General features: G+C 49.7%; 1 protein-coding gene. It reads left to right on the forward strand.

The window, feature by feature from the left end; all coding sequences use genetic code 11:
* Positions 1-240, forward strand: a 240-nt coding sequence (locus L691_RS0114425; protein WP_025691198.1) for a phosphoribosyltransferase family protein, incomplete at its 5' end; no start/stop codon positions are given.
* Positions 241-340: the final 100 nt, after the last annotated feature.

Here is a 340-nt window from a genome sequence, read left to right on the forward strand (position 1 = left end):
CTCGAATATGGAAAAGACTCTCTTGCAGTACATACCGATTCGGTTCTGCCCGGTCAAAATGTCCTGATTGCCGATGACCTGCTGGCAACCGGAGGCACGATTTCTACTGCGGTTAACCTTGTCCGCCAATTGGGCGGCAATGTAGTCGGAGCGGCATTTTTAATCGAACTGGAACTGCTGGAAGGACGTAAGAAGCTTCAGGATGTGGAAGTCGTATCCCTTCTTAGCTACGAGGTTTAATTTTTCGCTGCTTAATGGGAGGAGCTATCTGAAGGATTAACCTCCGGCAAGCAAGCTTTCACTATTTTCCGGGAAATAAACAGCCGGCAGCCACCGCCGT

Origin of the sequence: Paenibacillus zanthoxyli JH29 (assembly GCF_000520715.1) — a bacterium.
GTDB lineage: Bacteria > Bacillota > Bacilli > Paenibacillales > Paenibacillaceae > Paenibacillus_AQ > Paenibacillus_AQ zanthoxyli.